19 protein-coding genes are annotated in these 25,269 nt (G+C 71.4%); 8 read left to right on the top strand and 11 right to left on the bottom strand.

Annotated features, from left to right (window positions below):
• Positions 1-13 precede the first annotated feature (13 nt).
• From ACFYO0_RS13705 to ACFYO0_RS13730, 6 genes are all read right to left on the bottom strand, one after another.
• A complete protein-coding gene (locus ACFYO0_RS13705; protein ID WP_388674507.1) occupies positions 14-4,180 on the bottom strand; it encodes a TIGR02680 family protein in 4,167 nt (1,388 codons plus the stop codon).
• Entirely contained in the window at positions 4,177-5,487 is a 1,311-nt protein-coding gene (locus ACFYO0_RS13710) for a TIGR02678 family protein (RefSeq protein ID WP_388674509.1), read from the bottom strand. Before ACFYO0_RS13710 ends, ACFYO0_RS13705 begins: the two co-directional genes overlap by 4 nt.
• Positions 5,484-7,049, bottom strand: a complete 1,566-nt coding sequence (locus ACFYO0_RS13715; RefSeq protein ID WP_388675429.1) for a TIGR02677 family protein — start codon at positions 7,047-7,049, stop codon at positions 5,484-5,486. The genes ACFYO0_RS13710 and ACFYO0_RS13715 overlap by 4 nt, the downstream gene beginning before the upstream one ends.
• Positions 7,050-7,166: 117 nt before the next feature.
• Positions 7,167-9,710, bottom strand: a complete 2,544-nt coding sequence (locus ACFYO0_RS13720) for an ABC transporter permease (RefSeq protein WP_388674511.1) — start codon at positions 9,708-9,710, stop codon at positions 7,167-7,169.
• Positions 9,711-9,715: 5 nt separating this feature from the next.
• The gene (locus ACFYO0_RS13725) at positions 9,716-10,483 is read right to left on the bottom strand and encodes an ABC transporter ATP-binding protein (protein ID WP_388674513.1); all 768 of its coding nucleotides are present in this window, start codon (positions 10,481-10,483) and stop codon (positions 9,716-9,718) included.
• The gene (locus ACFYO0_RS13730) at positions 10,480-10,740 is read right to left on the bottom strand and encodes a hypothetical protein (protein WP_388674515.1); all 261 of its coding nucleotides are present in this window, start codon (positions 10,738-10,740) and stop codon (positions 10,480-10,482) included. The genes ACFYO0_RS13725 and ACFYO0_RS13730 overlap by 4 nt, the downstream gene beginning before the upstream one ends.
• 203 nt (positions 10,741-10,943) lie before the next feature.
• On the opposite strand from ACFYO0_RS13730, the gene ACFYO0_RS13735 reads away from it, so the two are divergent.
• Entirely contained in the window at positions 10,944-12,218 is a 1,275-nt protein-coding gene (locus ACFYO0_RS13735; protein ID WP_388674517.1) for a sensor histidine kinase, read from the top strand.
• On the top strand, positions 12,206-12,865 hold the full coding sequence (locus tag ACFYO0_RS13740) for a response regulator (RefSeq protein ID WP_388674519.1): 660 nt from the start codon (positions 12,206-12,208) through the stop codon (positions 12,863-12,865). The genes ACFYO0_RS13735 and ACFYO0_RS13740 overlap by 13 nt, the downstream gene beginning before the upstream one ends.
• Positions 12,866-12,899: 34 nt before the next feature.
• On the opposite strand, the gene ACFYO0_RS13745 is transcribed toward ACFYO0_RS13740, so the two are convergent.
• A complete protein-coding gene (locus tag ACFYO0_RS13745; RefSeq protein ID WP_388674521.1) occupies positions 12,900-13,850 on the bottom strand; it encodes a superoxide dismutase in 951 nt (316 codons plus the stop codon).
• Positions 13,851-14,288: 438 nt separating this feature from the next.
• Here ACFYO0_RS13745 and ACFYO0_RS13750 point away from each other — a divergent pair, with 438 nt between their 5' ends.
• A complete protein-coding gene (locus ACFYO0_RS13750) occupies positions 14,289-14,675 on the top strand; it encodes a hypothetical protein (protein ID WP_388674523.1) in 387 nt (128 codons plus the stop codon).
• A gap of 191 nt (positions 14,676-14,866) precedes the next feature.
• Positions 14,867-17,206 (top strand): MFS transporter, encoded by a 2,340-nt coding sequence (locus tag ACFYO0_RS13755; protein ID WP_388674525.1) that lies wholly within the window; start codon positions 14,867-14,869, stop codon positions 17,204-17,206.
• Positions 17,207-17,299: 93 nt separating this feature from the next.
• Here the strand turns inward: ACFYO0_RS13755 and ACFYO0_RS13760 are convergent, their stop codons facing one another.
• A complete protein-coding gene (locus tag ACFYO0_RS13760) occupies positions 17,300-18,142 on the bottom strand; it encodes a hypothetical protein (RefSeq protein WP_388674527.1) in 843 nt (280 codons plus the stop codon).
• A gap of 82 nt (positions 18,143-18,224) precedes the next feature.
• Positions 18,225-18,740 carry a YceI family protein gene (locus ACFYO0_RS13765; RefSeq protein WP_388674529.1) on the bottom strand — a complete coding sequence of 172 codons (516 nt, stop codon included), beginning with the start codon at positions 18,738-18,740 and terminating at the stop codon, positions 18,225-18,227.
• Positions 18,741-18,855: 115 nt separating this feature from the next.
• On the opposite strand from ACFYO0_RS13765, the gene ACFYO0_RS13770 reads away from it, so the two are divergent.
• Together ACFYO0_RS13770 and ACFYO0_RS13775 are read left to right on the top strand one after the other, a co-directional pair.
• Positions 18,856-19,401, top strand: coding sequence for a MarR family winged helix-turn-helix transcriptional regulator (locus ACFYO0_RS13770; protein WP_388674531.1), 546 nt, complete (start codon positions 18,856-18,858; stop codon positions 19,399-19,401).
• Positions 19,398-20,597 (top strand): CaiB/BaiF CoA transferase family protein, encoded by a 1,200-nt coding sequence (locus ACFYO0_RS13775; RefSeq protein ID WP_388674533.1) that lies wholly within the window; start codon positions 19,398-19,400, stop codon positions 20,595-20,597. The genes ACFYO0_RS13770 and ACFYO0_RS13775 overlap by 4 nt, the downstream gene beginning before the upstream one ends.
• 267 nt (positions 20,598-20,864) lie before the next feature.
• Here ACFYO0_RS13775 and ACFYO0_RS13780 read toward each other — a convergent pair whose 3' ends face one another.
• Both ACFYO0_RS13780 and ACFYO0_RS13785 read right to left on the bottom strand, forming a co-directional pair.
• On the bottom strand, positions 20,865-21,575 hold the full coding sequence (locus tag ACFYO0_RS13780; RefSeq protein WP_388674535.1) for a response regulator: 711 nt from the start codon (positions 21,573-21,575) through the stop codon (positions 20,865-20,867).
• Between the two features lie 67 nt (positions 21,576-21,642).
• Entirely contained in the window at positions 21,643-22,704 is a 1,062-nt protein-coding gene (locus ACFYO0_RS13785) for a PucR family transcriptional regulator (RefSeq protein ID WP_388675432.1), read from the bottom strand.
• Positions 22,705-23,070: 366 nt separating this feature from the next.
• Between ACFYO0_RS13785 and ACFYO0_RS13790 the strand changes: the two genes are divergently transcribed.
• The gene (locus tag ACFYO0_RS13790) at positions 23,071-23,586 is read left to right on the top strand and encodes a hypothetical protein (protein WP_388674537.1); all 516 of its coding nucleotides are present in this window, start codon (positions 23,071-23,073) and stop codon (positions 23,584-23,586) included.
• Positions 23,587-23,699: 113 nt separating this feature from the next.
• Positions 23,700-25,217 carry a flotillin family protein gene (locus tag ACFYO0_RS13795; RefSeq protein WP_388674539.1) on the top strand — a complete coding sequence of 506 codons (1,518 nt, stop codon included), beginning with the start codon at positions 23,700-23,702 and terminating at the stop codon, positions 25,215-25,217.
• The last annotated feature ends 52 nt before the right edge of the window (positions 25,218-25,269 follow it).

Here is a 25,269-nt window from a genome sequence, read left to right on the forward strand (position 1 = left end):
GTCCTCATGCCGCTCACCCGGAGGCTCCTTCCTTGTCCCGCCCAGGGGCTCCCGCCTCGTCCGGCTCCACACCCACTCCGTTCCATACGAAGCGCGCGCTGGTCACCGCGTCGTCTCCGTCCGCCCCCGTGATCAGCTGGTGGATGGCGATCCCGGGCAGCTCCCGGTAGGTGCCCCACTCGTGGTCGGACGTCAGCATGAGGTCGAGGTCGAGCGCGCTGAGCAGGGCGAAGACCTGTCCGCGGTTGACGGTGTCGACACCGACGAAGACCTCGTCGAGGAGGATCGGACGGGGTGCGTCGGGCACGGCCTCGTAGTGGGCCGCGACGGCGGCGAACAGCGGCAGATGCAGGGCGATCGCCTTCTCCCCGCCGGACAGCGCCCCGTGCAGCTTCTTGGTCAGCGGCTGCCAGCCCGCGCCGTTCGCCCGGTCGAGCCTGACCACGAACTGGTGCCAGGCCGTGTAGTCGAGCACCTCGGCGAGCTGCTCCTCCCAAGTGGCCGCCGTGTTACGGGCCTTGGCCTCCTCGATACGGCCGCGGAAGAAGGCGTGCAGCGCTTCTCGGTCGGCCTCGGTGACCCGCCCGGGGTCCTTGAGCAGCAGCTCGCGGGCGGTACGGGTGCCGGGCGGGAGGTCCGGGTGGACCTGCCACACCAGCTGGACGGCGACGTTCGACGCGGTGCGGACCCGCTCCAGGTGAGCGTTCATCCGGTCGACCAGCTCGCCCGCCTGACGGATCCGGGCGGCGAGATGGCGCCGGGTGTCCCCGGTGAGCGTCTGGTCGAACAGGCGCCGTTCCGCGGCGGTGATGTCGTCGCGGCTGCTGTCCCGCTCGGCCGTGAGGGTCTGGAGCAGTTCCGTCGCCCCGATGCGTACGCCGTCCATCGTGGCCGTGAAGACCTGCACGTCGTCGTCGGCCTCCAGGTCCAGATCGGCGCGGCGGCCGAGGAACTGCCGGGCCTCGTGCACGGCTTCGGACAGCCGGTTCACGGCGTCACCGAGGTTACGGGGCTCGTGCGGGACGCTCGCCCACTCCGCCGCCACCGCGCGGGCCGCCTCCAGGGTGGCGCGCGTGCCGTCCTCCCCGCTGAGCTCCAGATCGATCCCCGCGTCCTGGGGCAGGCCGAGCAGGCACAGGCGCCGCAGTCTCCGCCCCGCCGCGTCCCTGGAGGCGATGGCCTGGTCACGCTTCTCCGCGTCCTGCGCCATCGTCGCGGTCAGCGTGCCGATACGCCGCTCCAGCTCCAGCAGTTCACGGGCCTTGACCTTGAACTCCTCGCGGCTGAGGCGCAGTTGGCCCCTCAGCTCGCTGATCCGGGCGGCCACCTGGCGGAAGTCCTCGCCGACGGTGCTCTCCACCGCCTCCAGCGTCGCCCTGAGCCCCGCCGCCTCGGACGCGGCGGCCTCGGCCTCGTGTGAATGCTCGCGCGCGGCCTCGGACGAGCGCTCGGCCTGGGCGCGGGCAGAGGCGGCCCGCCCGACGGCGGACGCCCAGTGCAGCTGGGCGTCCGCCCAGGCGTCGGCCAGATCGCGGAAGGCGTCGACGGCCGCCGACAGATTCCCGAGCAGCCCGCTGTCCGTGGGCAGCCCGTGCTCCGCGGAGAGCCGGCTCAGCGCACGCAGGGCCTGCTGGGCCGCTGCCTCCCGCTCCTCCAGGAGTCCGGCAGCAGTCCGTACGGCGTCGTCGCGGACGCCGATCCCCTCCTCCGCCCGGTCCCAGTCCCGCCGCCGCTCATCGTGGTTCCGGTACCGGGGACGGGCCGCGATGTCGGCGTCCAACCGCCTGCGCCGCTCGTGGAGTTCACGCACCGACGCGTCCAGGGCGGCGATCGAGCCGTTCACCTCGGTAAGCCGCTCGGTGAGTTCGGCGATCCGCCGCCGCCTCGCCCGCTCCCGCGCGAGGGAGCCGATGTGAGCGGGCTCCTTCTTGCTCCACGTCCCCGTCGCGGAGGCCAGCCGCCAGCTGCCGTCGGCGCCGACCGCGGCCATGTGCCGGTCCGGCAGCCGCGGCCCGTACGCGATACCGCCGAGCAGCCTGGCGATCGCATCCACGGGCGCCGGGACCCCGGCCTCGGGACGCAGTACGTCCAGAAGGGATGGTCCCGGCGCGGGCACCGCCCAGGCGGCCTCGGCCAGCGTGTCGTGGCCGGGAAGCTCAATGCCTTCGTACGGGCTCACCCACGCGTCCAGCAGCCCGGACGCCTCCAACGCCGCCTCCACGCCTGCCTGGACGGTGGCCGGCACGTCCTCGTGGAAGGCCACAAGGCGCCACAGCGGGGCACCGATCATGGTCGAACGGTCCGTGGTCCGGGTGGGTGGTACGGCCGGGGGCAGGTCGGCCTCGCGGCGCAGCGTGTCGAGGGTGCCGGTAAGAGCGGACCGCTCGGCCACCGCGGCTTCGCGGGCGGCCTCCATACGCGTCTGCTGTTCGGCGATCTCCCGCTCCACACCGCGTACGGCGGACTCGACGAGGGACATCACGTCGCTCTCGACCGCCGTCCGGGAGACCAGCTCCTCGACGTCGTCGATCCGCAGCTCCACGCAGCCGGTGGCCCACTCGCGCAGCCCCTCCGCCTGCCGGGTCAGGGCTTCCTCGTACGCACTGGCCGCCTCGTCCCTGCGTACGACCGCCGCCGCGAGAGCACGACGGGCCTCGTCCAGCGCCGTCTCGGCGGCCGTGCGGTCTCTCACGGCCCGTTCGTGACGGTCGATGGCGGCCGAGACCTCGGTGACCTGGTCCCGCCGGGCCCTGACCGCACCCCGCAGCAGCCGACGGGGCCGCCGGACGCGGTCCTCGCCGGCGGAGCCCGCCGCCCCCGCGGAATCGGCGGCGGTCGGTGCGCCGAACATCGTCGCGGCTTCCAGGTGCACCGACTCCAGACCGGCTGTACGTGCCGCCTGCCGCGCGTCCTCGGACGCCTCCTGCACGTGATCTTCGGCCGCGTCGGCGTGCTCCGCGGCCTCCGCGGCGAGCTCCCGGTCGTCGTCCGCCTGACGCTGCTTGGTCTCAGCGGCGGCGCGCAGGCGGCGCGCCTTCAGCTCCGCGTCCTCCGTACTGCGGCGGAGCCGGCTGAGCTCCTCGCCCTGCTGGTAGGCGTCGCTGTTCACCAGGCCCTCGATGCCCGCCTCCAGCTGCTGCCCGCGCCGCTCGCACTCCTCCTGCACCTGTGCTGCCGACTCCTGGTCGCGCAGGGCCTCTTCGTGCTGCTCCGTGCTCTCCTTCGCGACCCGGGTGAGGTTGTCCATCTCGGTCGTGGCCGAGATCAGGGTCGCGGCGCCTGCGCGCAGGACCCGCCGGGCATAACCGCGCTGGCGGTGCGCGATGGTGCCCGCCGCCGTGACCTCCTCGTCCAGCTGCTTCAACTGCTCACGCTGCCGGTCCAGCCGCTCGAAGCCCTCGGCGAGTTCGCTGATCTCGCCCTCCCCGAGCGGGGGCAGGGCCCGGGACAGCAGGGAGGAGAGCAGGGACGGGTCGAGGCGTTCGGAGAGCTTGGGCTGGCGCAGTTGCAGCAGGGCGATGATCAGGGCCTCGTACCGCTGCTCGCCCATGCCCGCGAAGAGCGCCCGGCGGACCGTGGTCCGGTAGCTGTCGGCCGAGGCGTGGATCTCCCCGTGCCCTTGCAGGGCGTCCGCGAGGGCGGCCCTCGTCAACGGCTGACCGGACTCGTTGGCCAGGAACAGCCCTCCACGCCGGGCGATGCGCCGGGTGGTCGTGAAGTAGTCGGCCTGCGCACCGCTGGTGTGGACGCTGGCCTGGAGGCGGGCTCCGCAGGTGAACCAGTCGGTGCCACCGTCGCCGCCCTTCTCGGCAGGGCGGCCGAACTCCATCCACACATAGCCCACCCTCGTCTTGCCGGACGCCCCCTCGCCCATGAGGTTCCAGTGCATGGTGCGTTCCGAACCACCAAAGGTGGACAGCCTGTTGGGCCTCAGGTTCGCGTCGAAGAGAAAGGGCAGCAGCAGCTCCAGGGCCTTTGACTTGCCCGTGCCGTTCTGCCCGCGCAGCAGCAGACGTCCCTGGTGGAAGGTGAACGTCTCGTCGTAGTAGCGCCAGACGTTCAGGATGCCCGCGCGATACGGCTGCCAGCGGTGCCGGAAGCGGGGAGCGTGCTCCCCGACTTCCCCGGCCTTTTCGGCCGAGGCGCCCGCACCGCGCACCGGAAGATCAGTGACGCTCAACCCGAGCCTCCCTCGACACCGACAGATCCGCCCTCACCCGATCCGGCTGTGCCGGCCGCATCGGCCGGCCCCTCCTTGGCCGTCGTCGTGGCCCCCACGACCCGGTACCGCGAGGCCGCCGGACGCACGACCGTACGCTCACCGACGCGTTGCGCCAGACCGAAGTCGCACAGGACCCGCACCGCGTCGTCGGCCAGCCGCAGGGCCCCGTCCGCCGACTGGTACGCCTTCGCCCACCGTGGAAACCGGCGCAGCAACTCCGAGCCGATCGCGAGGAGTTGCTCGGGCGTCGCCCCGCCGGGCATGTCATGGATCCGCTCCAGCAGCAGCAACGCGGCGACCCTGGCCGTGGACGAATCGTCGGGGAACTTGGCGTCGGTGGCGACGGCATCCGGGTCGATGAGCAGGAAACCCTCCGCCCGCTCCTCCAGCACGAATCCCGCCTGCTCGACCGAGCGGCGCATGATCTGCCGGCCCGTCGGGGAGGCCAGATAGGCCAGCTCGTCCTCGGTGAGGTCCTCGCGATAGAGGACGGGGTCGTCGAAGAGGCGGCGCAGTACGGAGTGCCGCAACCACAGGTTCCGCTGCGTCTCGGAGGCGACGGTCTGCTCGCCCCCGGACGCCACCCCGCCATAACGCCGCTCCCTGGTCAGCCCCGTCATCAACTCCTCGAAACGCAACGGCACCTCGTCCGGCGGTACGGACAGCCGTGAGGCCCCGATGGGCGCCGCCGGCAGCCGCATCAGCAGCGTGGCGTCCACGCGGTACAGCACCTTGGCGTCGGCCGAGTCGACGAAGGAGTCCGTCACCCCGTCCACGGCCAGCAGTACTCCGTACGACTCCAGCAGTTTCAGTACGTCGACGAAGGCCATTCGCTCCTGTTTGCCGACCGTGTCGAAGGACGGGAGTGCCGGATCGGCGGCGGTGGCCTGGACGACCCGATCGGCGAGCAGCCCTATCGTCGTCACCGGCACGGACAGCAACTCGGCGGCCACGACGCACAGCAGCACATAGCGCCGGCGGTCGAACGGCGCCCGCCCTGAGCGCAGCCGCCGCGCCGGACGCGAGGCGTCGGCGGTGGAGCGGACCTTGACGAGCCGCGCGTAACCACGCCTCGGTTCGACCACCAGGCTCCAGCCGCAGGTGTAGTCGAACCACTTGGTCAGCGGCTCCTTGCGGCGGCGGATCACGTCGAAGGCGGCCGGGTCGGCGCGCTCGGTGATCAACGGCCGCGCCAGCAGGAGACGAATCCCCCGGGCGACCTCCTCCCGCTCCGCGACGACCAGCTGGTTGGCGAGGGTGCTCATCCGGCGGCCTCATGGCGTCCCGCGGCCTCCCGGCGGCTCTGCCGCAGGATCGGCGCAGAAGCCGGGCCTCTTCCGGACACCGTGTCGATGTGCACCAGATAGTCCGGCCCTCTCAACACCCCCTTCTCCGTCCGCAGTTCAGCGATCCTTCCGTCGGCGGGCGGCGTCAAGGTGATCTCCACACGCCCGTCCGATGTCCCGGCCCGCCGCGCCCCCGAACGATCCGGACGCGTCGACAACGCCCTGCCGAGCAGATCGAGCAACCGCTCGAACGACGCTTCGTCCAACACCCCGAAGTCGGACAGCCGCAACGGACCGTCATCGGTCCGCAGGGTCCGCCACGCCTCCTGGAGTTCCGCCCGCTCCCGCCGGGCTTGCTCCGCCCGCGCGGCCTTGACGGCGGTGACATCCCGCACCCGGCCCGTGCGGGTGAAACGCTCCGTACGACCACTCGTACGCAACAGCGCCGACACCTCGACCGGCGGAGCCTCGTCCCACGTATGGGACGAAGGGACCAACTCCGGGTCGGGGTGGGCGAGGTGGGCATGGCGGGCGGGGCCGAGCCCGAAGGTCACCGTCCACAGCCTGTGGAGACCGTCCTCCCCGGGAGCCGCCGCGAACCAGCGCGCCAGCTCCCGGAAGTCCTGTACGGCGCTGGAGGACCGGCGGCGCGACTCGGTGATCCGGTCGAGCACCTGAAGCAGCGAGACGATGGCCCTCCGGGCGACGTCGTGCAGCTGGTCCACCCGCGGCCGGGCCCCGTCCACCGGCAGGAACCACGCCCGCAGCCCCGCCCAGCGCGCCCGCCTCCGCTCCAGCCAGGCCGTCCCCGGATCCTCCTCGGACACCGGCGGCAACTCCGCTCCACGCAGCGCCCGCACCTGCAGAGCGGCGATCCCGCGCTCCTCCACCCGGGCCACGGCCTCGGCGACGCCGTGCCCGCGCTGATCAAGGTTGACCAGAAACTCCTGAAGATACGCAACGGTGGCCGCCTTCACCTCCCGGAACACACCCAGATCGGCGCCCTCGGCACGCAGCAGCCGCTGAAGCTCCCCGTTGAACGCCTTGGTGTTGTCCAACAGGGCCTCGAGATGTCCCTCCAGCTCCTGCAGTGTGCTGAAGATCCGTCGGTCCACCGAGGCCGAGGAGGGTTCACCTGCCAGTCCGTACAACTCGTCGAGCCGGTCGGTGATCGCTTCCAGTACGGCCGTCTGCAGGGCGCCCGTCGAAGCGAGCACCGTCAGCGCGTGCTCGACGCCCGCGAAGGCGGCCTCGCCGCGCCGGGTCAGGGAGTACTGGAGGTTGCGCCGCTCGTACTCCTCGGCCGTGCGGTAGTTCTCCGCGTGGTTCTGGACGACGTCCAGCAGCTCCCAGCGGCGCAGCTGCTTCAGTGCCTCGTGCAGATCCTCGTCGTCGATCGCGGCCGGCCAACCCACCGTGCGCAGGCGCGTACGGACCTCATCCAGCCCCAGCGCCGTCTCCAGGCGCTCGTTGGCCGCTCCGAACGCCCGCAGGATCGCCCCGTACAAGTCGGCCCGGTCGCCCGTAGTGAACCGGAACATGTCCAGTGGCACCCTGCGCACGCGTCTCCCCCTCCTCAGCCCACGATCGGCTCCTCGGCCCAGACACCACCGTAGGGCTGCGCACTGACAACGGAGTCGGGAATGACGGACTCGGCACTATTCACGACCGGCGAGTGCTTCAGCGGGAGCCGTACGCAGGGCCCGCCGGGTGGGCACCTCGATGGTGACGAAGGCGAGGCTGACGATCGTGAGCGCCGTGGCGGGCAGCAGCCAGAGGGGACCCGCGGGCCAGGGGCGGTGCAGGAAGCCGATGCCCAGGAGGGTGAGCGGGATCGCGGCCAGGGCCAGGCCCGTGGTGAGGGCGGCGGTGCCGATCACCGCGGCCTCGCGGCGCATCATCGCGCGGATCTGACGCGGGGTGGTGCCGTTCAGACGAAGGGTGGCGATCTCGCCGCGGCGTTGGGCGGTGGTGGCCACGAGCTTGTTGGCGATGCTGAGGAGGAGGTAGCCGAGGAGTACGACGATGGTGGCCAGATTGACCCACACCTCGGGCGGGGCCTCGGTCAGGCTGCCGTCCGTTCCCGTGTCCGTGGGCTCCACCGTCAGGCCCGGCCGGGACTCGGCGAGCGCCGCGAGCTCGCGCTGCGCCGTCGCCGTGCCGTCCGTGCGGACGAGGACGCTCTCGTCGAGGCCCGTCGTGGTGTGGCCCGTCGCGAGGTCCCGGGAGAGAGCGACCGGGCCGAAGCCGAGTCCGCGGGCGTAGACGGCGACGACCTTTGCGTTCACGCGGGTGCCGTCGCCGAGGATCAGGCCGACCCGCTTGCCCAGTCCGGCGCCACGGGAGCGGGCGACATCGCTGCTGACCGCGATGGTGTCGCCGGTGAGCCCGGCCAGACTGCCGGACCGTACATCGAGGTCCAGGACGGTCGGCGCGGCCGGAGTCAGGATCATCGCGGAGGCGGATTCCACCTCGTCCTCGCCGAACACCTTGTAGGGCCAGATCACGGTCGTGCTGCCGACAGGAGCTGCCGCCCGTACGCCGGAGGTCTCCCGTACCGCGTCGAGCGTGCCCTCGGGCAGTCCGCCGAGGGCCGGTGCGCTCAGGCGTTCCTGGGCGAGGGTGCCGGTGCGGACGTCGTCGGAGGTGGCGGTCATCACCGTCGTCTGGGCGAGGGTGTACGTCAGGACGAACACGACCGCCATGGCGAGCGTGCTGACGACGCCGGCGATGCGCAGGGCGTAACCGCGGACGTTGGACACGGCCAGCCACGTCGGCGCGGACACGCCGGGCCGCAGACGCCGGGCCAGTGTGTCGCCGGCACGCCGGACCAGGGCGGGGCCCGCCATCGAAAGGCCGATCGCGCCGATGACACCGGCCATGGAGGCGGCCGCCGCGCCGAGCACGGTCCTCGACAGCAGCGGTACGACCGAGAGAGTCGTCGCGGCGAGGATGAGCAGCAGTCCGGCACGGGTCCGGATGCGGGACGGGTTACGGGGTTCGGTGCGCGACTCGGCGACCGCCTCCGTGGCCGGCATCCGCGACGTACGCCATGCCGCGCCCCTCGCCGACACCTGGACGGCGCCGGCCAGCAGGAGGGCGGTGGCGAGCGCGGGCAGCGGGCTGAACGTCAGGGGCAGGGCTTCGGGGAGCACACCGCGTTCGACCAGCTGTTGCCGGAACCATCCGGCCAGCAGATAGCCGAGGGCCGCCCCGGGCACGAGCGCCACGGCCGCGATCACCGTGGCCTGGGCGGTGGCGAGCCGGCGGATCTGCTTCGGAGTGGCGCCGACGGCCCGCATCAGGGCCAGTTCACGGCGCTGCCCGGCGATCGACACGCCCAGCGCGCCGGCCATGACGAACCCGGTGATCAGCACGATGATCCCGGCGAGCGAGCCCGCCAGCAGGATGAGCAGTGACCGCGCTGCCACGGCGTCGGGCGCCGCCAGGTCACCCCGGTCTTGGCCGGTGGCCACCAGCAGGTCCGTGCCGCGCAGTTGATCGCGGACGGCTGCGGCGACGGAGTCGGTGGCGCCGGCCTCGGTACGCAGCCCGATGAGGTCGACGGTCCCGGCGCGGGGTCCGCTGTCGCGTCCGGCCAACTGCTCAGCCGTCGGATCGGCGAAGAAGACTCCGGCTCCCGGCGCGTCGACCACCCCTGAGACGCGGTACTCGGCGACGTCCCGGCCGGCCGCGACGACCTCGACCCGGTCGCCCGCCCGGACCCCCGCGGCGGCGGCCATGTCGCGGTCCACGGCGACCTCACGGGAATCGCCCGGCTTCCCGCCGTCGACCGGGGCGTCCTGAAGCAGCCCGGTGGAGGACCAGCCATGCCCCGCCGTGCTGGGATCCTCGCCCGGTACGACCCGGCCGCGCGCGTCAACGAGGGCCGCGGGGAAGCTGACGTCACCGACCACGCCGGTGACCCCGGGCAACTCGCCCAGCCGGCCGGCCCACCGCGCCGGAACCGTCCCCCGCTCCGGCAACGCGATCGGCAGATCCCCGCCCGGCCGGAAGGTCTGATCCGCCGACACCACGACGTCCACCCCGCCAAGCCGCCCGGCCGGCAGCTGCGACCGCAACCCGGACTCGGCCAGCACTCCGGTACCGGTGACCAGCACCGCACCCCCGAGGGCCGCACACGCCACCGCCACCAACGCGGCGACCCGGTGCCGGGCCATACGCACCGCGAGATACCACATGGCCTTCAGCCCTCTCCGAGTGCGACGAGACGGGCGGCCAGATCGGCGGCGGTGGGCGTGTGCAGCGTGTCCACGACCCGCCCGTCGGCCATCACCAGGGCCTGGTGGGCCTGGGCGGCGGCGGCCGGGTCGTGGGTGACCATGACCACTGTCTGGCGTAGCTCGTCGACGAGGTCACGCAGCAGGTTCAGGACCTCGTGGGCGCTGCGCAGGTCCAGTGCGCCGGTCGGCTCGTCGGCGAACACGACGGCGGGTCGGGCCACCAACGCCCGTACGATCGCGACCCGTTGCTGCTGTCCGCCGGAGAGTTCGGCAGGCCGGTGCGTCAGCCGGTCGGCCATCCCGACGCGCTCGATCAGCGTCCGCAGCCACTCCGGGTCCGGGGCCCGGCCCGCGAGGCGCAGCGGCAGCGTGATGTTGTCAGCGACGCTGAGCGAGGGCACCAGGTTGTACGACTGGAACACGAAGCCGACGCGCTCTCGGCGCAGTTCGGTCCGTCGGGTCTCGTTCAGGCCCGCGATCTCGTGCCCGTCGATACGGACGCTGCCCGCGGTCGGTGCGTCCAGACCCGCCGCACAGTGCATGAGCGTGCTCTTGCCGGACCCCGAAGGACCCATCACGGCAAGGAAGGTGCCGCGTTCGACGGTCAGGGACACGTCGTCGAGAGCGCGTACGCCCCCGGGATACGTCTTGCCGAGGTGCGCCAGCGCGATGGCGGGGGTGTGGTCCGGGGCCGCCGAGGAGGCCTCGACCGCCTTCAGGAGCCTGCTCATCGACGGCTCCGCAGGCGCTGAACGACCAGTGCGGTCAGGCAGAGGGCAGTGATTGAGCCGCAGGCGAGGTGCGCCGGCGTACCGAGGGCGGCGTACGAGGCCACCATGTTGCCGATCGCGCTGATCACCAGCAGCGCCCAGAGGACGGTGCGCGCGACTCCGGCCCCGGTGACGACGGGGAGCGGCTCGCCGGCGGTCTCGGAGTACGTGTCGGTGTGTGTCCCGGGGCCGGTGGTGAGGCGGTAGGGGTCGGTCATTTTCCTGCTCCTGTTCCGGCTGCCGCGGAGGGCTGCGGGGGTTGCGGAGGGCTCCGCTGTCGGTCACCGACGCTATGAATCGCGACCCCCCGCGGCCGAGCCCGCCTGCCGCCCGGTTCGAGGTACAGCAGGCTGTACTTCTCACCTCTTGAGCTGACGGCCAACTGATCAGCGCCTTAGGGTCGTTGCCCGAGGAGGACTCCATGTCGAGCCAGCGGTACGCGCCTGATGGCGCCCCAGGAACCCGTATCCGGGACATCGTTGTCCGGTCAGCCGGCGCCGCCCTCGTCGCGCTCGAAAAACTCGCCGGCGGATTCGGTACCGCCGTACTGGCGCTGATCGTCCTCCTCCTGGTGACCGTCATCGCCGTGGCCTCCCTGGTGGGAGTGGGACTGCTGATCGCGCCCTTCGCACTGCGCGCCCTCCATGCCGTCGCCGACCGCGAACGCGACCGACTCACCCGGTGGGGCCCGGAGCTGATCGGTCCAGACCCCGCACCGACCCGGCTGCGCCCGGCCCTTGCCGACCCCACCACCCGGCGGGAGCTGGGCTGGCTGGCCACGCACGCGACGCTGGGGCTGCTGCTGGGCCTGATCGGCGTCCTGCTGCCGGTCGTCGCGATCCGCGACACCGCGTTCCCGCTGCTGTGGCCGTTCGCACCCGAGGACGCGAACAGCACGTCCATCGGGCTCGGGACCGCGCACACCTGGCTGGACGCCCTCGCCGTGACCCCGCTGGGCCTGGCCTGGATCGCCATCCTCGTGGGGCTCGGACCGGGCATGGCGCGGTTGCAGGCGCGGCCGGGACGCCGGCTGCTGGCGGCAGGACCCGACGCGGACCTGTCCCTACGGGTCGCGGAGCTGACCGCCACCCGGGCCGCCGCCCTCGACGCCCACGCGACCGAACTGCGCCGTATCGAGCGGTCGTTGCACGACGGCACCCAGAACCGGATCGTCAACGTCACCGTCCTGCTCGGCGCCGCCCGCCGTATGGTGGCCCGCGACCCGGCGGGCGCCGACGAACTCCTCGAACGCGCGCAGAGCGCCGCCGAGGGGGCGCTGGCCGAACTGCGTTCGGTCTCCCGGAGCATCCTGCCTCCGGTCCTGGACGACCGGGGACTCGAAGGCGCGCTGGCCGGGCTGGCCGCGGACTGCCCGGTGCCCTGCCGCGTCGACGTCGAGACGCCCGCGAGGTGCGCGGCCTCCGTCGAGGCGACCGCCTACTTCATCGTGGCCGAAGCCCTGACCAACATCGCCAAGCACAGCCGGGCCCAGCACGCCACCGTCACCGTCCGCAGCCACGGCGGCCGACTGCACCTGCGGATCAAGGACGACGGCCGGGGCGGCGCGGACGAAGCCGGCGGCTCGGGCCTGACCGGTATGCGCCGCCGCATAGCGGCCCACGACGGCACCCTCACCCTCACCAGCCCGCCCGGCGGGCCCACAACCCTCGAGGTGGACCTCCCATGCGGATCGTGATCGCCGAGGACGACCCACTGCTGCGCGAAGGGCTCGCGCTGCTGCTGCGGGCGGAGTCGCTCGACGTGGTGGCCACCGCCGGTACACCCGACGGGATCCTCGACGCCATCGACGTACACAAGCCCGACGTCGCCATTCTCGACGTACGGATGCCCCCGACCCACACGGACGAGGGCATCGTCGCGGCGGTCGAGGCCAGACGCCGCCGGCCCGACCTGGCCGTGCTCGTGCTGTCCGCGTACGTCGAGCAGAGCTTCGCCACGGAACTGCTCACCGGCGGCGTCACCGGCCTCGGTTATCTGCTGAAGGAACGGGTCGGGCGGGTCGAGGAGTTCCTGGACGCCCTGCGGCGGGTGGCGGCCGGAGGCACCGCCATCGACCCCGAGGTCGTCGCGCAGCTCTTCACCCGAAGCCGCCACGACTCCCGCCTGGAACGCCTCAGCCCCCGCGAACGCGACGTACTCGCCCTGATGGCCGAGGGCCTCGGCAACTCCGCCATCGCCGAACGCCTCGTCGTCACGGACGGCGCCGTCCACAAGCACATCCGCAGCATCTTCGCCAAGCTCGACCTGTCCCCCACCGACCAGGTGGACAGGCGCGTCGCCGCTGTCCTCCACTATCTGGAGGACGTACGCCGCCGCGCCTGACCGCCGACACCAGGTTTGAACCAGACGGTATGAACTAGGCAGGAACAGCAACTCCGTTGAACGTCGTCTCGGGCGTCTGAGGGCTGGTGAACCGGGCGTTGACGAGATACAGCCGGTCACCCCAGCGTGCGGCCGTCGTCGGCACGTCGAACCGGGGATCGGTGATCGTCCGCTTCAGCGTGGCCGTGGTGACCTTCGAGTCGAGGTCCCAGACACTGATCAGGTTCTGCCGGTTCTGCACGACGTACAACGTGCTGCCTATACGGAGCAGACCGTCGCCGCCTGCGACATCGGCCTGTCCCTCCAGCGCGATCTTCTTCGCCTCACGCGTCTTGATGTTCACGTTGTAGAGCTCGCCCGGTGTGCTCTTGACGACGATCAGACCGCGGCCGTCGGGGGTGTCGACGACGCCGTTGGCGTTGATCACGTCGGGCGTCTGCACCCAGTCACCGCCCAGCGGCAGACTGCGTACCTCGCCACCACGGCCGCGGGGTACGCCGTACAGCACGGCGTTCCGGGAGTCGGTGAGCCAGGCGCGGTCGCCGAGGAGTATGACGTCGTTGATGAACGTGGCGGTGCTGTCGGTCAGTTGGTACGTGGCCTTGAGCTTGCCGCTGCGGGAGTCGACGATGCGCGCGGTGCCGCCGGCGCCTCCGGCGAGGTAGAGCAGACCGTCGTGGTCCAGCTTCAGCCCGATGGACGCCGTACCGGTGGCTCCCTCGAAGAGGACGCCGCCCTTGCCGGTGCGCAGGTCGGTGCGGTAGACGGCGCCGTTCGCGCGGGAGCCCATGTAGGCGTAGGGCTTTCTGCCGATGGTGATGCCCTCGGGCAGCCAGCCGTTCGGGAGCGGGAACTCGGTCGGCCACGCACTCTTTACGGTTCCGGCGGCGGCACTGGCCGTGCCGGCACCGGCGGCCAGCGTGAGCGCGGCGGCGGCCCCGCCGAGAACGGTGCGCCGGGACGGCCGGGCTTGGTTCGGGGACATGGTTTCGGGCCTCCATGAAGGTGGGGGTGAAACTCTGCGAACTCGGCAACTCAGCGAACTGGTAGTGCACTTGGAGGCGTCGAGAACCAGATCGAGCCCAGCTCCCGAACTCTCTCCGCTCGAACGCCCCACCCCACACGAGAGTTCCCCCTGTGGCTTTGCGGGCGCTCCGCGCCCCAGGAGACCGGACACGGCGACACTCCGCGTCGCCGTCACGGGCTGCGATTCCTCCCCGGCGTGAACGCCGGGGCACCCTCGCAAGAATCAGGTGAACCCCCTGTGGCCCCGCTGTGTCAAGGTCAGCCGGACCACGAGCCCTCTCTCATCGAAAAGTGACGCACGTCACATCCACCCCTGTCATACGAAGCGCCCTCCCCCGTCGTGTCCCGTGCGCGAGGCACACATGGCCAATGACCGACGACCAACGGGGAGAAGCACATGAAGGTACGCACCGCACTTGCCGGGGCGGCAGCCGCCGCGGCGCTCGTGGCGGGTTCCGTCGCCGGGGCCGGACCCGCGACGGCGGCCGACACGGGCGCCCAGGCCACCTACACCGTCTGGGCGACGGACGTGAACGTCCGCGACAACCCGAACGACGTCGCCACCTGCGACAACAACCCGTCGACCGCGAACTGCCCGCGCGTCGTCGGGCAGTTGCAGCCGAACCAGCCCTTCGAGGCGGTCTGCCAGAACCAGGGTCAGGTCGTCGGCGGCAACGAGTGGTGGGTGCTCGTCGAGCGCGGCGACATGCTCGGCTGGATGGCGAGCTACTACGTCGACCACCCGGCCGACAAGCTGCCGGACGTTCCGGAATGCGGCATGTGAGCGAAACGCTCGGCGAGAAGCGGGATCCGTCACGGGTCCCGCTTTTCTCATGCGGTTCCGCGACAAGCACCGCCGCCCCAGATCTTCACCAAGCACTCCCACCCCGAGCAGGCTTAACTTGCTTAACTAAATCAACGTACTTACATTTTATTTCGTCGCGCATACCCGACCGCCCACCCGGAGGCCCGACCATGTCCCACGCACAACCCCGCACCGCCACCACCGGGGCGACAGCCCCGCCGCGGCCGAACGTCGTGGTCGCGGTGCTGGCCTTCGGCGGGATCGTGGTCTCGCTGATGCAGACCCTTGTCATCCCGATCGTTCCAGAGCTGCCCACCCTCCTGAACGCACCGGCGTCCGACACCGCCTGGGCCGTCACCGCCACCCTGCTCGCCGCCGCAGTCGCTACGCCGATGATGGGGCGGCTCGGCGACATGTACGGCAAGCGCCGGATGCTGCTGGTCAGTCTGGTCATGCTGGTGGCCGGGTCGATCACGGCCGCGCTCAGCGACTCTCTGGGCCCGATGATCGTCGGGCGTGCGCTCCAGGGTCTGGCCTCCGGTGTCATCCCGCTCGGCATCAGCATCATGCGCGACGAACTGCCCGCCGAACGGCTCGGTTCCGCCACCGCGCTGATGAGCGCATCGCTCGGCGTCGGCGGTGCCCTCGGTCTGCCCGCCGCCGCGCTCATCGCCGACAACTTCGACTGGCACGTGCTGTTCTGGGCCTCGGCCGGCATGGGCGCCGTCGCCCTGCTGCTCGTACCTGCCCTCGTACCGGAATCGCAGGTGCGGACCGGAGGGCGGTTCGACCTGATCGGCGCGATCGGGATGGCGGCGGGGCTGGTCTGCCTGTTGCTGGCGATCTCCAAGGGCGGGGACTGGGGCTGGGACAGCCGCACCACCCTCGGCCTGTTCGGTGCGTCCGCCGTGATCCTGCTGGTGTGGGGCCTGATCGAGCTGCGCACCAAGGAACCGCTGGTCGACCTGCGGACCACCGCGCGCCGTCAGGTGCTGTTCACCAACCTCGCCTCGATAGCCGTCGGCTTCGCGATGTTCGCGATGTCCCTCGTCATTCCGCAGCTCCTGCAGTTGCCTGAGGCGACCGGATACGGTCTGGGCCGGTCGCTGCTCGCCGCCGGTCTGGTCATGGCGCCGTCCGGCCTGGTGATGATGGCCCTGGCCCCGGTGTCCGCGGCCGTCTCCAAGGCCAAGGGCCCGAAGGTGACGCTGATGATCGGCTCCCTGATCGTGGCCGGCGGCTACGGACTGAACATCGTGCTGATGGACGAGGTCTGGCACTTCATCCTGGTGTCCTGCGTCATCGGCGCCGGTATCGGCTTCACGTACGGTTCGATGCCCGCGCTGATCATGAGCGCCGTGCCCGCGTCCGAGACGGGCGCCGCGAACAGCCTCAACACCTTGATGCGGTCCATCGGTACGTCGGTCGCCAGCGCGGTCGCCGGGGTCATCCTGGCGCAGATGACCACCACCTTCGGCTCCACCGCCCTCCCCTCCGAGGACGGCTTCAGGGCGGTCCTGGGCATCGGGGTCGGCGCGGCCCTTCTCGCCTTCGTCGTCGCCTCGTTCATTCCGCGGCGGCAACCGCCGGCGGACGGGATGTCCGGGACGCCCGCCGGGGACGAGGACACGGACGACGCCACCGCACCGGCCATCCCCGCTACCGCAGAGGCAGGCGCGTCGAGCGCGTCGGTCACCCTTCCGCGGCCCCGGCTGCCCCTGGACGCGGGGAAACTGGACGACGACGGAGCGAGCGGTGTCCCCGTCCGCGGCCATGTCCGCGGGGCGGAGAGCGCGCCCGTCTCCGGTGCCGCGGTGACGCTGATCTCCCTCGAGGGGCGGCAGCTCGGCCAGGCGGTCGCGCAGGGCGACGGCTCGTACGGTGTGCAGGCGCCGGGCGCCGGTTCGTACGTCCTGATCGCCGCGGCCGACGGCTACCAGCCGCAAGCCTCGACCGTCGTCGTAGGGGATGCCCCGGTGACGTACGACGTCCTGCTGAGCGGCACCAGCGGGCTTGCCGGGGTGGTGCGGTCGGCGGACAGCGGGGTGCGGGTCGCCGGGGCCGTGGTCATCGTGACCGATGTCCACGGGGGTGTGCTGGCCAGTGGGGAGACGGACGCCATGGGCGAGTTCACCGTCTCGGACCTGGTGCCGGGGACGGTCACCCTCGCGGTCAACTCGGCCAAGCACCGGCCGCTGGCCCTGCCCGTCGAGATCGGCGCCGGGGTCACGCGGGTCGAGGTCGAGCTGCACCCCGGTGCGCACGTACGGGGCACGGTGCTCGGCGCGGGTGCTCCGCTGAGCAACGCGCGGGTCACGCTGATGGACGCCGCGGGCAACGTGGTCGCCACGACGACGACCGGCGTCGACGGGGCGTACGCCTTCTCCGACCTGAACAGCGGCGCCTACACGGTCATGGCCACCGGCTACCCGCCGAAGGCCACCGCGGTCACCGTCTCCGGCGGCGGCCTGGACGGCCACGACATCGAACTCGTTCACGAAGGCGAGTAGTTCGACCGAACGCAAGGGCAAAGCTGCACGCGTACGGTGATCTGTCTGGTCATCGCTCTCACCGGCAGCTGACGACCGCGGCACCGTCCGCCTCTAGTAGCCGTACCTGCTCTTCAGATGCCGCCAGAAATCGCGCAGCATCCACTGGTCGAACTCCGTGATCCGGCTGGCGCCGCCCGCCTTCATCAGGAAGCAGCACTGGCCGGTCGGGGTCCAGTCGTAGAAGTCGTCGAGGCCGAAGGTGTGGCCGACCTCGTGCAGGTAGATGTGGATGTTCTCCTGGTCGAGGGCACCGGTGAAGTACTCCTGCCCGACCCGCTGCCCCCAGTCACCGCCGGCCCCGCCCTGGAACCCCTTGGTCAGCCACAGTGACTGGTCGTAGTGGCGGGCAGGGCCGCCGGGGCACTGCGAGTAGTCGCCGTCCTGGTGGAAGAAGCGGCCGCAGTCGGGCGCGCACTGCGGGGCTCCGCCCTCGTCCAGGACGCCGGTGTGGATGTCGACGGAGTCGTCGGTCCACTGGAGGGTGGAGCGGTCCTTGACGGCCCAGCCGACGATGTTGACGGGGACCTCGGTGTACGGCCACGCGTTGTGCCCCGTACCGCCGTCGACCATGGCGGCCATCCACTTCCCGAACTGCTTCTTCAGCGCGCCGTGGATCCGGTCGCGCAACGCGGCGTTGACGGGGGCGTCGGACTCCCAGCGAACGCAGTAGTTGACGCTGCCCTTGTTGGCCATGACCTGGTCCCACCCGTAATTGCGGAAGCCGTACAGGTCGGGATAGGTCGACTCGACGTGGTTCCACACCTCACCCAGCGGCTGCACCAGATCCGCGGGCGGATCCCACTCCTCGGCAGCCTCGGTACGGGGAGCGAACGCGCCGGCCGCCGCAACGAGCACGGCCAACACGGCGACCAGACGCACAAGGTACTTGCCCATGGTGATTCCTCCCGGTGGGGGACGGGGGTTCACTCACAGGTCGTCACGGGGCGGGCAATGGTTGCCTACTCCCTCCTGCCCGTCACGCCGCCGCGCGGGCGAAGCGGAGGGTGGTGGTGATGGTGGTCAGGCCGCGCATCATGCCCATCTGGTTCCAGGAGATGCCGAACTCGGTGCGATCGACGGTCAGTTCCGCGGCCAGGGTGACCGCGTCGGCTGTCGAGTCGGTGACGCTGGCGGTGAAGGACTTCGGGCGGCTGACGCCGCGTACGGTCAGCCGGCCGGAGACCTCGACAGTGTCGTCCGTACGCGGGACGCAGCTGCTTACGGCGAAGGTGATGGCGGGGTGCCGGTCGACGTCGAAGAAATCGGCGGAGCGCAGATGCGTGTCGCGCTTGGTGTGCTTGGTGTCCAGGGAGGCGGCGTCGACAGTCACCGTGCCACTGGCGGAACCGTCGGGGCGGACCTCGCCCTCGCCTGTGATCCCCGCGAAGGTGCCGTTCACGGTGACCATGCCCCACATCGTCTTCTGCCGGACGGCGACGGTGGAGCGGGCGGGGTCGAGCTGCCAGAGACCGGTTTCGACTGCGACGGACATGAGGTTTCTCCTGACGGGGGCGTGCATGGCTGGGTCACAAATGCAGTTATCCAAAATTGGACAGTCACACGTTAGCGTGTCATCCAAATTTGGACAACCGGTAGGATGGAGCATCATGGCCGACTCCACCGCACCCACCGACCTGCCCGAACGCGATCCCTCGGAGGAGCGCGGTCCCTCGGGCGAGAGCGGGCTGCTGCCGGGGGAGCTCCGCGCCTGGATGCATCTGCTGGCCGCGGCCGGAACGGTCGAGCAGCAGTTGCGCTCCCGGGTCAAGGACGCCCTCGGGATCTCGCACGACGAGTTCCTCATCGTGTGCCTGCTGGCCGACCAGCCCGGAGGCGGGCTGCGGATGACCCGCATCGCCGAACTTCTGGGCCGCCCCAAGACGCGGCTGACGTATCAGGTCGCCTGCCTCCAGCACGCCGGACTCATCACAAAAGGGTCGGTCTGCGGCGACAGGCGCGGCATCGAAGTGACCCTCACCGAGAAGGCGCGCCGGCTTCTGAAGGACACCTCGCCCCCTCTCGCGCACGCCATCACCGACGCCGTCACCCGTGCCCTCGGACCCGAGCAGCGCGCGGCCCTGTGCGGCCTGCTGCCGGGCCTCGCGGACGCCGACCGGCAGCCGGACGAGTCGCCGGACAGGATCGTCCCGTGACCGGCCACCCCGCACCACTCCCGCTCACCGGCGTCACCGTCGTGAGCGTCGAGCAGGCCGTGGCCGCCCCCTTCGCCACGCGCCAGCTGGCCGATCTCGGGGCGCGGGTCATCAAGGTGGAACGGCCGGGGGAGGGGGACTTCGCCCGGCGGTACGACACCACGGTCGACGGAGAATCCAGCTACTTCGTGTGGCTCAACCGCTCCAAGGAATCCCTCACCCTCGACCTGAAGTCGGCACAGGGGCGGGAGATCCTGGAGCAACTGCTCGGCGGGGCCGATGTGTTCGTACAGAATCTCGCCCCGGGTGCGGCCGCCAGGCTGGGATTCGGCGCGGAACACCTGGCCGAACGGCACTCCTCCCTCATCCCCTGCTCCATCACCGGTTACGGGAGCAGCGGGCCGTGGGCGGACCGAAAGGCCTACGACCTGCTCGTGCAGTGCCAGACCGGGCTGGTCTCACTGACCGGGAACGAGCACGGAGCGGCCCGCGCGGGGGTGTCGGTCGCCGATATCGCCGCGGGGATGTACGCGTACTCGGGCATCCTCACCGCCCTCTACACCCGCGCGACCACCGGAGTCGCCCGCGCCGTGGAAGTCTCCCTCTTCGAGGCGCTGGCCGAGTGGATGAGCCAGCCCGCCTACTACACACGCCACGGCGGAACCCAGCCGCCCCGCATCGGCACCCAGCACGCCACCATCGCCCCGTACGGCGCGTTCACCGCGGCCGACGGCAAGGACGTGCTGTTCTCGATCCAGAACGAACGCGAGTGGGTCTCGCTGTGCGAGCGGTTCCTGGAGCGTCCGGAGCTCGTCGACGACCCGCGTTTCGCGACCGGATCCGACCGGGTGGCGCACCGCGACGAGATCAACGCGATCGTCGCCGAGCGGTTTCGCCGGTCCGGCAGCGGCGAGGTGTCGAAGCTGCTGGACTCGGCGGGGATCGCGAACGCCGGGGTCAATGACGTCGAGGAGTTCCTCGCCCATCCCGTTCTTGGCGCGCGCGGGCGGTGGCAGGACGTGCGCCTTCCCGGCGGCGGGGCGGTGCCGGCGCTGTTGCCGCCGGTGGACCTGGCCGGCACGCCCGCCCGTATGGACCCGGTCCCCGCGGTCGGGGAGCACACGGAGCGGATCCTGGGCGAACTGGGGCACAGCGCGGAGGCCATCGAAGACCTCCGCACCGCGAAGGTCATCTGACGCGGGCTCGGACGTCAGTCGCAGTAGACATCCCGCCCGGGCCGCTCCCAGCCGGTGCCCGCGCACTTCGTGCACTCGAGGGAGTCTTCAAGTGCCTTGGGGGAAGCGGAGGTTGAGTCCGGACGCCACGGTCAGCGGTGCGCTGATCCCCAGGACAACGGCGGAGGCGGCGATCTGGGCTGCGTTTCGCTTGGTCTTCGTCATGACCACGAGCCTCACGGCTCGCCTCCGAACGCCCCAACGAAGATCGCGGACTGAACCGACCGCTCAACCGCCGGAGGCCGTCGCGTGGCCCGTCTGCCAGGCCCACGCCGCGATTTCGACGCGGTTCCTCGCGGCCAGTTTGAGTTGGACGCTGGCCAGGTGGGTCTTGACCGTGGAGAGGGAGACGTACAGGTCGGCGGCGATCTCGGCGTTGGTGCGGCCCAGGGCGACCAGGCGTACAACGTCCAACTCGCGGTCGGTGAGCGGTTCTTGGGGCCGAGCCGGGGGTGGTGCGGCCTGTGTGGGGGGCGCCGTGGAGGCCGTGACGTGTTTGAGGAGGCGGACCGTGACGGAGGGGGAGACCAGGGAGTCGCCCGCCGCGGCCGCACGTACCGCCTCCGCGAGCAGCGTGGGGCCGGAGTCCTTGAGGAGGAAACCGCAGGCTCCGCCGCGGAGGGCTCCGTAGACGTACTCGTCGAGGTCGAAGGTGGTGACCACGACGACCCGCATCGGGTCCGGAACCTCCGGGCCCGCCAGCAGCCGCGTCGCCTCCAGACCGTCCATCTTCGGCATGCGGATGTCGAACAGGCACACGTCCGGCCGGGCCTCACGGGCCAGCGCGACGGCCTGCTCCCCGTCCGCCGCCTCGGCGACCACCGTGATGTCCGGCTGCGCGTCCAGGAAGAAACGGAAGCCGGTACGCACCATGTCCTGATCGTCTGCGATCAGGACGCGGATGGGGCGGTCTCGCTCGGTCGTGGCTCGCTCGGTCATGGCCCGAATCCTGCCGTACGGGGCTGCGGGCGACGACTCCCCCAGGCGTCGTCCTCAGGGCTCCTGCTCAGAAATCCTTTTCAGGCCAGTCCAGCAGACGCGCCCCGATCACCGCCGTCTGCAGCGTGTACCGGTGCACCGGGTCGGCCGGATTCGCGCCGGTCAGCCGGTGAATCCGGTCCAGCCGGTACGTGAGAGCCCGCACGCTCAGCGACAGCCGGCGGGCCGCCTCCGCGGCTACGCAGCCCGCGGCGAAGTACTCGGTGAGGGTGTCGAGGAGGGGCCGGGCTCCGCCGCGGGCCTGCCGCAGCGGGCCCAGGGCATTGAGTACCAGGTCCGCCATGGCCTGGCGGTCGCGGGTGAGGACGGGGTAGACGAGGAGGTCGGCGGCGCGGAGTACGGGGGCGTCGAGTTCCAGGCGCTCGGCCAGGGCGAGGGCGTTCAGGGCCTCCTCGTACGACTGGACGACCCCGCCGGGCCCGGGCTGCGGGCGGCCGATGGCGACCTGGCCGCCGTCGGTCGCGGCGTACGCCTGCTTGGCGAAGAAGGAGAGGACGTCGTCCTGGTCGCCGGGGGCGATGCAGACCAGCCGCCCGTCCTTGGTGGTCATGAGGATGCTGCGGTCACCGAACCGGCCGATCAGCGCACGCTCCACCTCACCGGAGACGGCGTCCCCCTCGTCGTACCCGGCCCTGCCCTGCCCCACGGCGACGGCGTGTGCATGCGAGAGGCGCAGCCCGAAGCGTTCGGCACGTTCGGCGAGCCGGCCCAGGTCGCTGCGCCCGTACAGCAGGTCGTCGATGAACTCCCGCCGCGCCGCCTCCTCTTGGCGTACGGCCTGACGCTGGGCCCGCTCGTACCCTTCCGCGAAGGCGTCGACGATCTGCTCGACGGCGGCGAGCACGCTGTCCGTGGAGGCGAGGCCCGCGGCCGGCCAGTGGACGCGGGCGGCGGCAAGATGCGCGCCGACGAGGGCGCGGAGCCCGTACCCGGCCTCGGCGGCCCGTTCGCCCAGCGCCCGGCGGGAGTCGAGTTCGTCGCGGGTCAGCCGGCGTCCGGTCGCGGAGGCGTCCGCGAGGATGACGGCCAAGCCGTCGAGATACTCCTCGAGTACGTCCCGCCCCGCCATCAGCGCCCCCGGATACATCATCAAACCGTTGACGCCTTTCTAACGCATACGCGGCTGGGGTGGACCGCCAGGGAGCGGTTCACTGCCGGAGCAGGGCGCAGGACTGGGCCCCGGTGCTGGTGTCTTCCCCCTCGACACCGCGGCACCGGGGCCCGTATCCGTCCCCCGTAGCTCCCCCGTGCTCTCCTTGTTTCCTGCCCCGCCATCCTGGCCCGCGGACGGAGCCCGGTGCATGGGCTGGAACCGGCATCAAGACGGCGTAAAGACTGCCGGAGTACAGCAATGTGCGATAAGGCGCACGTCTGAGATGATCCCCGCACGCCGAGGTGGTCGGCGTGCACGGGGGACTCGGGGGAGGTGTACCGCATGACCTTCTTTCTCGGTCTCGGCATCGCGGGGATCGTTCTGCTCGTCCTGGCGCTCGTCTTCGACGGGGTGCTGGAAGGGCTGTTCGACGGGGCCGGGGTGCTGGACGGGCTGTTCGACGGGCTGCTGTCGTTGCCGGTGATTGCCGGGTTCATCTCGATGCTCGGCTTCGGCGGGGCGATCGTGCTCGGGACGACGGGCCTCGGCGCCGGACCCGCCACCGCCGTGGGCGTCGGCGCGGGTGCCGGGGCGGGCTGGCTGACCTGGAGGTTCAGCCGGGCCCTGATGCGGGGCGAGCCCGCCGTCACCCCGCGCAGCGAGGACCTGGTGGGCTCCTCGGGCTCCGTGGTCACCGCGATCCCGGCCGACGGCTATGGCGAGGTGCTGCTGTATCTCGCGGGCCAGCCGGTTAAGTACGCGGCCAAGAGTGCCGTTCCCATCGCGCGGGGGGCCGAGATCTGGGTCGAGGGGACCTTGTCGACGACGTCGGTGAAGGTCCGCCAGGTCGAGCGCTGACCGGACGGCCACGGGCGGCCTTGCCCCCCCAACAGCCCGGGCGCAAACAACACCCCGCACTTCATTCGTACGCACCGATCTGCCGTCCACGGGCCGGCAGGGGGGAAGTCATCATGAGTCCAGTCCTCATCTCCGTCGTCGGAGTCGTCGTACTCCTCGTGCTGCTCGCGCTCGTCGTCGTCACCCGCTACAAGGTGGCCGGGCCGAGCCAGGCGTTCATCGTCACCGGGCGGCGCGGCAAGAAGTCCACCGACCCGGAAACCGGCCGCATCTTCACCGACAACAGCGGCCAGAAGGTCGTGGTCGGCGGCGGCGTGTTCGTCGTGCCGTTCGTGCAGCAGAAGTTCACCCTCGACCTGTCCTCGCGGCACATTCCGATCTCGGTGCGCGGCGCGGTCACGCTGCGCGGGGTGAAGGCCAACCTCGAAGGCGTGGCCATCGTCAAGGTCGGCGGTTCCGAGGACTCGATCCGCGCCGCGGCCCAGCGGTTCCTGATGCAGCAGGGCGGGATCGTCGGCTTCACCCAGGAGGTGCTGTCCGGCGCACTGCGGTCCATCGTGGGCCGGATGTCGGTGGAGGACATCATCCGGGACCGGGCCGCGTTCGCCGGGCAGGTGGCGGAGGAGGCCGAGGCGAGCCTGTCCGGGCAGGGCCTGGTGCTCGACGCCTTCCAGATCCAGGACATCACCACCGAGGGCTCCTACCTGGAGGACCTGGGCCGCCCGGAGGCCGCGCGGGCCAAGCAGGAGGCCGACATCGCGGAGGCGGTGGCCCGCCGGGCCGCCGAGCAGGCGCGGCTGAAGGCGGAGGAGGAGATCGCGATCGCGCAGCGGACCTTCGCCCTCAAGCAGGCCGAGATCAAGGCCGAGACGGACGCGGCGGCCGCGCAGGCCAACGCGGCGGGACCGCTCGCCGAGGCCGCCCGTCAGCAGGACGTCCTGATCCAGCAGGAGAAGGTTGCCGAGCGCCAGGCGGCGCTGAAGGACCGTCAGCTCGACACCGAGGTGCGCAAGCCCGCCGACGCCCGGCGGTACGAGGCCGAGCAGGAGGCGGAGGCCAAGCGGGTGGCCCGCGTGAAGCAGGCCGAGGCCGAGCGGCTGGCCGCCATCGCGGCCGCCCAGGCGGAGGCCGAGCGGGCGCGGCTGTCGGGTGAGGGCGAGAAGCAGCGCCGCTCCGCGCTGGCCGAGGCGGAGGCCGTCGAAGGCCTCAAGCAGGGTGAGGCCGAGCGGTCCCGGCGTGCCGCGATCGCGGAGGCGGTCCGGCTGGAGGGTGAGGCGGAGGCCGCCGCGATCGGGGCGACGGGTGCCGCTCAGGCGGAGGCCATGCGCAAGAAGGCGGACGCGTTCGCGCAGTACGGCGACGCGGCCGTGCTCCAGATGCTTGTCGAGGTGCTGCCGCAGGTCGTCGCCAAGGCGTCCGAGCCGCTCTCCGCGGTGGACAAGATGACGGTGATCTCGACGGACGGCGCCAGCCAGTTGTCGCGCACGGTCGCCGACAACGTCGCGCAGGGCATGGAACTCCTCAGCTCCACCACGGGAGTTGACCTTGCCGAGCTGCTGAAGGGGATCACGGCGGGCAAGACGGCCGTACCCGCGGAGGCGGCCAACGGGAAGATCGAAGTGACCGGCTGACCATGGAGGCCGGCGTTCCGCCCGGGAGCGCCGGCCTCCATGCGGGTTGCGT

The sequence above is a fragment of the Streptomyces sp. NPDC006365 genome, assembly GCF_042870755.1.
GTDB lineage: Bacteria > Actinomycetota > Actinomycetes > Streptomycetales > Streptomycetaceae > Streptomyces > Streptomyces xiangluensis.